Raw genomic sequence first — 8158 nt, forward strand, 5'->3', positions numbered from 1 at the left:
GCCGGCGCGGTCATCGCCCTGGTCATGCTCACCCTCGGCGGCGAACGCCCGACCCTACCGGGACGCCAACTCACCTCAACATGACCCACACATCAAGCAGGAGAGCCGTTTTTAGGCTGATGGTGCTCGGGGCTACTGCGGAGGTCTGCTATGCCCCGAACCATCTGGTCCGGCGCCATCAACTTCGGCCTGGTCACTTCTCTGAACTGGCGCGTCTTCAAGCTCCGCTGACTCTGCGGACTGGCCGGCGGCAGGAGCGAGGTGGATGAGGACGCTCGGCGGACACGCTCTGCCGATGGGCAGAGCCACTTCTCTCTTCATCCACGACGCTGATGCCTTCACCGGCTAGCGGACGGGCGACTGTGGAACATGCCGATTGCCTTGCCAGTCCGGAGTCTGCCGTCTCCGCTCAACGACTGGGCATTCAGGCGGCGCGCACCGAACGCTGGCGCGGCCTCAGGGCCGGCGGACACAGTCGTTCCGCGTCACCGGTCCAACGCACCTTCGGTGCCTTAAGGCGGCGCGTCGGTCAGTTACGAGCCGGTCATTTCCCGACGCCGTGGGCGAGGAGGCTCTCGGCGGTCTCCGCGATGGTGTCCTCGATGGGACGGGTCCGCCAGCCGAGAAGCCGCTCCGCCTTGGCGCTTGTGGCGTCGAGATCCCGGCCGAGCTGGTGCCTGAGCAGTCGCAGTTCCGGGTTCACGGTGCCCAGCATTCGCGCGAGCCACACGGGCAGTTCGCGGTCCGGGGCTTTGGCGGCGCGTTCTCCCAGGCGGTCGCGGAGAATGCGGGCGATCTCGACGACTCGCAGGCTGTGCCCGGCGGTTGCGAGGAAACGCTCGCCGGCGGCCGCCGGATCGGTCATTGCGCGCAGGTGCAGATCCGCGACGTCGCGCACATCGACGAAGCCCATCCCGAAGGGAGGGCAGGCAGGCACCCGTCCCTCGATCATTCTGCGCACCACGCGCAGGGAGGGCGGGTCGTCGGGGCCGAGCAGTGGTCCGAGGACCCCCACGGGGTGCACCACGGCCAGTTCCAGCCCACCGCCTTCGTCCGCGACGAACTGCCAGGCGGCGCGCTCGGCGAGTGTCTTGGAGCGCTGGTAGGGCGGGATGTCGCTGTCGACGTTGGTCCAGTCTTCCTCGGTGAACGGGGTCGAGCGCGGTGGGTGCCCGATCCCGATGGCGCCGAAGGCGCTCGTCAGGACGACCCGGCGCACCCCGGCGTCGCGGGCGGCGCGCAGCACCCGCAGGACGCCTTCTCGTGCCGGGACCACCAGCTCGTCGTCGGTCGCCGGGGTGCGGCGCAGGGTCGGCGAGGCGACGTGGAGAACGAAGTCGCAGCCGGCGACGGCGTCGTCCCAGCCCTCGGCGTGTTCGAGGTCGGCGCGTACGACCGTCAGACGGTCGTCGTCGAACGGTGTGGCCGCGTGGAGCCACGAGCGCAGAGCCGGTGCGCGGCGCAGGTCTCGGACGGTGGTGCGGACGGTGTGCCCGGCGTCGAGCAGAGCCAGGACGCACCAGCTCCCGATGAATCCTGTCCCCCCGGTGACCAGCACCTGTGCCATCTGTGTGCCCTCAGCTCGGGACTCGAATATCAAGGGGTGCCTCTCGGTATGGCGGTTCATGCGAGAGCCATGCCGGGAACGCGCTTGCGGATGGCCTCCATCTCGGCCTCGTCGGATACGCCCTGCCAGTCGTGGCGAGGGGTGTACGGGGCTTCCAGGGCGCGCACGTCCTCGTCGGTCAGCGCGATGTCGAGAGAGGCCACTGCCTCGTCGATCTGCCGGATCGAGCCGGCGCCGACCAGGGGTGCGGTGACGACCGGCTGGCGGCGCAGCCAGGCGAGTGCGACCTGTGCGCGGCTGACGCCGTGCGCGTCCGCGACCTGTCCGACCGCGTCGATGATGGCGTGGTTGGACGCCTCCTGCTCGGGCGAGTAGAGGGTGTCCGCGTACGCGCCGTCCGTCTCGGAGCGCGCCGTCGAGCGGGCATCGTCCCACGCGCGGGCGAGACGGCCGCGGGCCAGCGGCGACCAGATGATCGTGCCGACGCCCTCGTCCAGGCACAGCGGGATCATCTCCCGCTCCTCCTCGCGGGCGAGCAGGTTGTAGTGGTCCTGCATCGACACGAACCGCGCCCAGCCGTGCTGCCTCTGCAGGTGCAACGCCTTCGCGAACTCCCAGGCATGCATGGACGAGGCGCCAAGGTAGCGGACCTTGCCGGCTTTCACGAGGTCGCTGAGTGCCTCCAGCGTCTCCTCCCACGGGGTGGCGTGGTCGTTGCGGTGGATCTGGTAGAGGTCGATGTAGTCCGTGCCGAGGCGGCGCAGCGAGTGGTCGACCTCGGTCATGATCGCCTTGCGCGACAGGCCGCGGCCGTTCGGGCCCAGCCGCATCGGGTGGCGCAGCTTGGTGGCGATCACCACGGCATCGCGGTCGGCGAAGTCCTTGAGCGCGCGGCCGAGGATCTCCTCGCTGGAGCCGTTGGAGTACATGTTCGCGGTGTCGAAGAAGTTGATCCCCGCCTCCAGTGCGTGCCTGATGAGCGGGCGCGCGTCCTCCTCGCCCTTCGACCAGACGGGATGTCCGCGGTCGGGTTCGCCGTAGGTCATCGCACCGATCGCGATCGGGGACACGTCGAGGCCGGTCATGCCGAGCTTGATGTATTGCATGACGCTCCTTAAAGTATGCGGAGAGCTCTCCACATAACGTAGTGGAGAACTCTCCACTTAGCAATGAGGTCCCGTGGTCCGTTCAGACGCCCGTGAGAACAGGGCACGCATCCTCGCCGCCGCACGCGAAGCGCTCACCGCGGACGGCAGCACGTCGATGAACCAGATCGCCCAGCGCGCCGGAGTCGGCGCGGGCACCCTGTATCGCAACTTCCCCACACGCGAGGCGCTCGTCCTGGCCGTCAACCAGGACGAGGTGGCACGCATCACCGGCACCGTGCCCGACCTACTGGCCCAGATGCCGCCATTGGAAGCCCTCCGACACTGGACGATGGACCTCGTCGAGGCCATGCGGCGAAAGCACGGCCTCGGCAACGCACTCACCCCGGGCGTGCATCAGGCGATCAGCGAGCAGAGCTACGGGCCGGTCATCGCCGCGATCACAGAACTCCTCGACGCCGGCAAGAAGGACGGAAGCATCCGTGTGGACGCCGCACCTGGGGACTTCCTCCAGCTGACCGGCGCGTTGTGGCGTGCCGCGTCCAGCCCCGTGGACCGGGCCCCCCACATGCTCGCGCTCATCCTCGACGGACTCCGCACGCACCGGTAGTGGAGGGCCTCACGGCTGCAGGGGTGCGCTGCCGTGCCGGCCGGCGATGTCGGGGAAGTTCGGGATGCCGAGGTCCACGGCGGTGCTGCGGCGGGCTTGTTCGGCATTCAACTGGGCGAGCTCGTCCTGGGCTCCAGCAAGGCTGACTTCAAGTCCTTCCAGCTCGCCAAGCCAGCCCTCGCGTTCGGCCTCCATGATGCGGGCGAGGAGGTTGTCGCGGATCTCGACCAGGCGGCCGCGCTGGTCGGGCTCCGGACGCAGCATCGAGCAGCGGACGCAGGCTTCTCTGAACTAGGCTTGGGCGCTTGAAGCTCAGGGAGCGCCCATCGACGTGTCGACGGATGCTGCGAAGGCCGCGAGGGTAGTGAAGTCGTCGTTCCGCAGGCCAATCCGTGGATTGACGTGATGGAGCAAGACGGCTGCGTGGTGATTGGCAGCCACGTGCGCATGATCCGCGTCGCTCTGTTCGTCGTCCACCCAAGCGAACGGTCGGCCGTTGGCGTACTCCACCAATGGCTCCAACTTCCAATGAACGCCATCAGGGCGCTGGTTGAGCAGGGCATCAGCGAAGTCGACGAACGGCAGCTCAGGCAGACCGAGCGTAGGTCCGATCCACTTGTTCGCGTCGCTCATCCAGGTTGTGGCCCAGCAGATTTCGTATCCGAGAGCCAGCAGCGCCGGCCCGTGATCGGGGTTGAGCCATACCCGTAGGGGCCTCATGTGGGTCCGCAGTCTCCCGTGCCCCCCAGCTGCCCCGCTCTCCTGTGGGACGCGAAGGGTGGTGTAGCCCCCGGGGCGCTTCTCGGGCTTCGCCGCATACGGATTCAGGGGTCCGTCGACGTCGAGGAACAGCAACGGCCGACTCATGGCACCCCCAAATTTGCGCTCCCAATCTACTGAGCCACCGAAGCATATCCGTCGTCACGCGTCGCTGAGCGTCCAGCGGCCGACGTGAAGCCAGGCATCCCGAGATCGACCGCCGCGGCCGTGCGGGCCGTGGTGGCGTCCATCTGGGCGAGCTTGTCCTCGGCACCAGCGAGGCTGACTTTCAGTCCTTCGACTTCGCCGAGCCAGCCCTCACGCTCGGCCTCAGCGATGCGGGCGACGAGGTTGTCGCGGATCTCCTCCAACCGGCCGCGCTGGGCTGGGTCCGGCCGGAGGAGCGAGCAACGAATGCAAGCGTGTTCATGAACGCAAGGGCTCGAAAAGGCACGAGCGCAGGTGCCGATGGACACTTTGCGCTTCTCGAAGTGCGCCAGGAAAGCGTCCCATTCCTCCTCGGTGGGTGTTCGATACTCATCGCTGGGTCGGGTGGCCCTGCGGCGGGCGATGAAGGCGCGATGGGCCTCGATGCTCTCGGCGGGGTAGATCGCTAATGGTGGAGTCGGGTATTGGAACTCTCGGAATACCTCCCGGATGCGGGGGTGCTTGAGGCAGCTCTGGCCCCTCCGGCGCACGAGCTGTGGTAGGCAGGGCTGATGATCAGCCGACTCCCTCTCGATCAGCAACTCGAGTCCCTTCGTGCAGTTCTGTCCCGTAACGGCATGTTGACGGAGGTGTTGGCGCGGGCTGCGACGTTGGATCTCCCCGGGTGGTATGTGACGGCCGGCTGTCTGTTCCAGACCGTGTGGAACGTCGTCACGGACAGCCCGCCGACCAACGGCATCAAGGACTACGACGTCTTCTACTTCGATGCCGGTGATCTGTCCTGGGAAGCCGAAGACGCGGTGATCAAGGCCGGGAGAGAGATCTTCGCCGACCTGCCTGTAGAGGTCGAGATCCGTAACGAGGCACGGGTCCACCTCTGGTATGAGGAAAAGTTCGGGGTGTCGTGTCCGCCGTATGACTCCACCGAGGCGGCGATCGACAGTTTCGCTGCCACGACGTGCTGCCTCGGAGTACGAGTGGAGGCGGACGGTCAGTGGCGCGTGTATGCACCGCACGGCCTGTCGGACGTGTTCAACCTCGTCGTTCGGCCAAACCCGGTGCTTGCCCCCCGGGCGGTCTATGAGACGAAGGCAGCGCGGTGGCGAGAGCAATGGCCCGAACTGACTGTCCTGGACTGGCCTTCCACAAGTGTCACGTCGAACTCGTCCGGCAACTGACGTCGGCGGCGTAGGCGGCCCAGTCCCCGCCGGATGCCTTCTGCCACTGGACGGCGACCTGGAGGTGGACGCCGAGCATCCGGGCGAGGATCGCGGCGGGGAGTTCTGCGGCGAGGGTGAACAGGGCAGTGGAGCGGTCCTGTTGGGGGCGAATGCCGATCTTGTGGAGCCGCAGGCCGATCTGGCTGTCGCTGAGCGGGCGACCTGGCTGGCCTCCGGGGAAAAGCCAGGGGCCATCGTCCGGGGTGCCGATCTTGGCCTTGCCTCGTCGGTTCGCGAGGAGTTCGCGGACCAGGGTGGCCAGCGGCATGGGGAGGACGACCGGCGAGGTGCCGAAGGTGATCGCGACGGTCTCGCCGGTGATATTGACGTCGTCGACGGTGAGCTGGCTGATGGTGGAGATCTTCTGTGCGTAGAGGATCAGCAGCAGTCCGGCGACGCGGTCCGCGGTGGGCAGGGTGTCGTCGTTGAGGAGGCGTCGTGCGTCGGCCCAGAGTTGCTCGCTGTCGATGGTGCCCTGCGGGCCCGTCCAGCGGACGCTGCCGAAGGTGAGGCCATGGGCATGGCGGTGCTATACGGACCAGCGGACGAAATGGCCGCTCTCGTCACGGTAGGTGAAGGCGGGATCGGTCATCCAACGTTCCAGGTCGGCTTGCCTGCAGGTGTCCAGGGCGAGTCCCTGGGCCGTGAGCCAGGTGAGGAAGTTGTCGGCGGCGGTGACGTGACAGCGAACGTTGATGTCCTGGAGCTGGGTGGTGTGCTGGTCGCCGATGCGCCGGCGGAGTCGGCGCAGGTGGTGCCAGACCGCGTAGCCGTGCAGGATCCGGCGTGCGGTGAGGTCCGTGCGGGCCTGGACCGTTTCGTTGATCCATTTCTCCAGAGCGACGAGGCGTTCGTCACGCGGCGTCAGGGCGCCCGTGGCGACAAGGACGCTGCGAAGGTGCGCGAGCACCTTGCCCGAAGGAAGGTCGTCGAGGATGTCGTGGTTGACGCGACGTTCGTCGCGGCCGATGCGTTCCAGCAGGTCCTGGACCTTCGGCCGGGAGATCCAGGCCAGAGCGACGTCGGGGCGCTCGGCACTCGTCAATACCTCGTGGAACGGCACAAGTTCAGGTGCGATGGTGCCGGTGTCGTTGCCGAGTAGACCGCGGATCCTCTGGTCGAGGACGCATCGCTGGCAGGCTCGGGGGCTGAGCTGCCAGGTGGTCTGGCAGACCGGGCAGCGTCCCCAGAAGTCGGGGGCGGGGTTGGTGCACTTCGCGCACAACGGTTCCTCGAAGCTGCCGCCGCGGGCTTGGGCGACGGTGCCGCAGCCGTTGCAGGTCATCCATCGCTGCTGGCAGCGTTCGCACCAGGGCTGTCCGGTGGCCCGGGACACCTCCCAAGGGGCGGTGCAGCCGCAATGCCCGCACTCTTGGATCTCCTTCGGCCTGCAGCTGGGGCAGCGAACACCGTCGGCGAGCCGGACCGCGACCGGCCGACGGCGGCCGCAGCCGACGCAGACTTCTAGGTTGACCGGGTCACGGATCAGACAGTTGGGACACAGCGGCTGACCGGCGGCATCCAGGGTGGCGGGTTCACGGACGGCGCCGCAGCGTGCGCAGGGGACGGCCGCATGCCTGGCGAAACAGGCCCGGCAGACCCGCTGGCCGTCCAGGAGCTTCGACAGCGCCGTCACCCCGTGGCAGCGCGGGCAGGCCGGCTTGACGACTGTGGTGGCGCCGCCGGCGACGAGTTCGCTGATGAACCGCAGCACCGCCGGAGTGGGAGCCTCGTGCCCGGCGCTGGTCAGCAGTTCGGGACGCTCGATCACGGCCCAGGCCAGTCGGTACTGCCCGGCGGGCCGTTTTGTGGCACGTTCGAGAGCGGTCCGGCCGGTGTCCGCATCGAGCGCAGGGTCGAGGCCGGTGATCAGCTGGGTGAGTTCCTTGACGGGATCGCCGTCGGTGTCGTCCAGGTGTCCGACGAGGAGATCGAGGGCGCCCTCGCCCTCATGGACACCCTGACCGTCGACAGGCTGGAGGGCCCCGACTTCCAGGACCGCTACACCGAGGCGATCGCTCAGATCATCGAGGCGAAGCGGGAGGAGAGGCCGCTCCCTGAGGCGCCCGAGCCGGAACAGCCGGCCCAGGTGCTGGACCTGATGGCCGCGCTGCAGGAGTCGGTGTCGAAGGTGAAGGCGGCCCGCGGCGAAGCCGACGTGCACGAGCTCCCGAAGCCGAAGAAGGCCGCGGCGAAGAAGCAGCCCGCCAAGAAGGCCGCGGCGAAGAAGACGACCGCGAAGAAGACGACTGGCCGGCGACCGCGCAGCGCCTAGCCGGGAACGCCCGGCTCGGTGTCGGGGCGGCAGTGCGGGCACGCCGGCACCTGCTGCCGGAGCGGCTCCACCGCCCTCTCGCGGTCACGGACGCGCGAGCGTGAGGAGACCGCACCGCCCGGGAGTGGCCGAGGGGGAGCAGCAGCTGCCGCAATGTGGCCGGGCCCGTCGTGGGTGCTCCGCTCAGTGCGGCACCGCCGTGGTGACCGGTCTGGCGAGCCCGCCGTGGGCCAGGTGCCAATTGACGACCAACCGCCGGCGCAGGTCCTCAGCACCCGCGAGCGCGGAGGCGGTGCGGGCACCTCGCCGCTCGGTCCCGCCTCACGGGAGGGCGCGGTCGCACTGCCATGCGCGACGTGCAGATCTTCCTGTGGCCACCAGGACGTCCGCGTCACCACGGTGGTGGAGCCGTCCCGGTCGACCAACACCTGATAGGCGGACCGGCCGTCTGCC

General features: G+C 68.3%; 11 protein-coding genes. 3 read left to right on the forward strand and 8 right to left on the reverse strand.

What is annotated here, in order from left to right:
* Positions 1-544: 544 nt before the first annotated feature.
* Positions 545-1567, reverse strand: a complete 1023-nt coding sequence (locus tag ACIBJF_RS50545; RefSeq protein ID WP_399184644.1) for an SDR family oxidoreductase — start codon at positions 1565-1567, stop codon at positions 545-547.
* Positions 1568-1623: 56 nt separating this feature from the next.
* Positions 1624-2673, reverse strand: a complete 1050-nt coding sequence (locus ACIBJF_RS50550) for an aldo/keto reductase (protein ID WP_399184645.1) — start codon at positions 2671-2673, stop codon at positions 1624-1626.
* A gap of 73 nt (positions 2674-2746) precedes the next feature.
* Between ACIBJF_RS50550 and ACIBJF_RS50555 the strand changes: the two genes are divergently transcribed.
* Positions 2747-3283: a TetR/AcrR family transcriptional regulator gene (locus ACIBJF_RS50555; protein WP_399184646.1), complete on the forward strand. Its 537-nt coding sequence runs from the start codon at positions 2747-2749 to the stop codon at positions 3281-3283.
* 9 nt (positions 3284-3292) lie between these two features.
* Here the strand turns inward: ACIBJF_RS50555 and ACIBJF_RS50560 are convergent, their stop codons facing one another.
* Genes ACIBJF_RS50560 through ACIBJF_RS50570 form a run of 3 tightly spaced genes read right to left on the reverse strand, consistent with a single transcriptional unit; the run spans position 3293 to position 4791 of the window.
* On the reverse strand, positions 3293-3547 hold the full coding sequence (locus tag ACIBJF_RS50560) for a hypothetical protein (protein ID WP_399184647.1): 255 nt from the start codon (positions 3545-3547) through the stop codon (positions 3293-3295).
* Between the two features lie 48 nt (positions 3548-3595).
* Entirely contained in the window at positions 3596-4150 is a 555-nt protein-coding gene (locus tag ACIBJF_RS50565; protein WP_399184649.1) for a hypothetical protein, read from the reverse strand.
* A gap of 26 nt (positions 4151-4176) precedes the next feature.
* Positions 4177-4791 carry an integrase gene (locus ACIBJF_RS50570; protein ID WP_399184655.1) on the reverse strand — a complete coding sequence of 205 codons (615 nt, stop codon included), beginning with the start codon at positions 4789-4791 and terminating at the stop codon, positions 4177-4179.
* Between ACIBJF_RS50570 and ACIBJF_RS50575 the strand changes: the two genes are divergently transcribed.
* Positions 4762-5388 (forward strand): nucleotidyltransferase family protein, encoded by a 627-nt coding sequence (locus ACIBJF_RS50575; RefSeq protein ID WP_399184650.1) that lies wholly within the window; start codon positions 4762-4764, stop codon positions 5386-5388. The genes ACIBJF_RS50570 and ACIBJF_RS50575 overlap by 30 nt on opposite strands.
* Here ACIBJF_RS50575 and ACIBJF_RS50580 read toward each other — a convergent pair.
* Together ACIBJF_RS50580 and ACIBJF_RS50585 are read right to left on the reverse strand one after the other, a co-directional pair.
* Positions 5363-5698, reverse strand: coding sequence for a hypothetical protein (locus tag ACIBJF_RS50580; RefSeq protein ID WP_399184651.1), 336 nt, complete (start codon positions 5696-5698; stop codon positions 5363-5365). The genes ACIBJF_RS50575 and ACIBJF_RS50580 overlap by 26 nt on opposite strands.
* Positions 5699-5959: 261 nt before the next feature.
* Complete coding sequence (locus ACIBJF_RS50585) at positions 5960-7201, reverse strand: hypothetical protein (protein WP_399184652.1); 1242 nt, start codon at positions 7199-7201, stop codon at positions 5960-5962.
* Here ACIBJF_RS50585 and ACIBJF_RS50590 point away from each other — a divergent pair.
* On the forward strand, positions 7163-7705 hold the full coding sequence (locus ACIBJF_RS50590; protein WP_399184653.1) for a hypothetical protein: 543 nt from the start codon (positions 7163-7165) through the stop codon (positions 7703-7705). The two genes, ACIBJF_RS50585 and ACIBJF_RS50590, sit on opposite strands and share 39 nt — an antisense overlap.
* On the opposite strand, the gene ACIBJF_RS50595 is transcribed toward ACIBJF_RS50590, so the two are convergent.
* A complete protein-coding gene (locus ACIBJF_RS50595) occupies positions 7702-8133 on the reverse strand; it encodes a DUF6233 domain-containing protein (RefSeq protein ID WP_399184654.1) in 432 nt (143 codons plus the stop codon). The two genes, ACIBJF_RS50590 and ACIBJF_RS50595, sit on opposite strands and share 4 nt — an antisense overlap.
* Positions 8134-8158: the final 25 nt, after the last annotated feature.

Source organism: Streptomyces sp. NPDC050743 (genome assembly GCF_044456925.1).
In the GTDB taxonomy this organism is placed as follows: domain Bacteria; phylum Actinomycetota; class Actinomycetes; order Streptomycetales; family Streptomycetaceae; genus Streptomyces.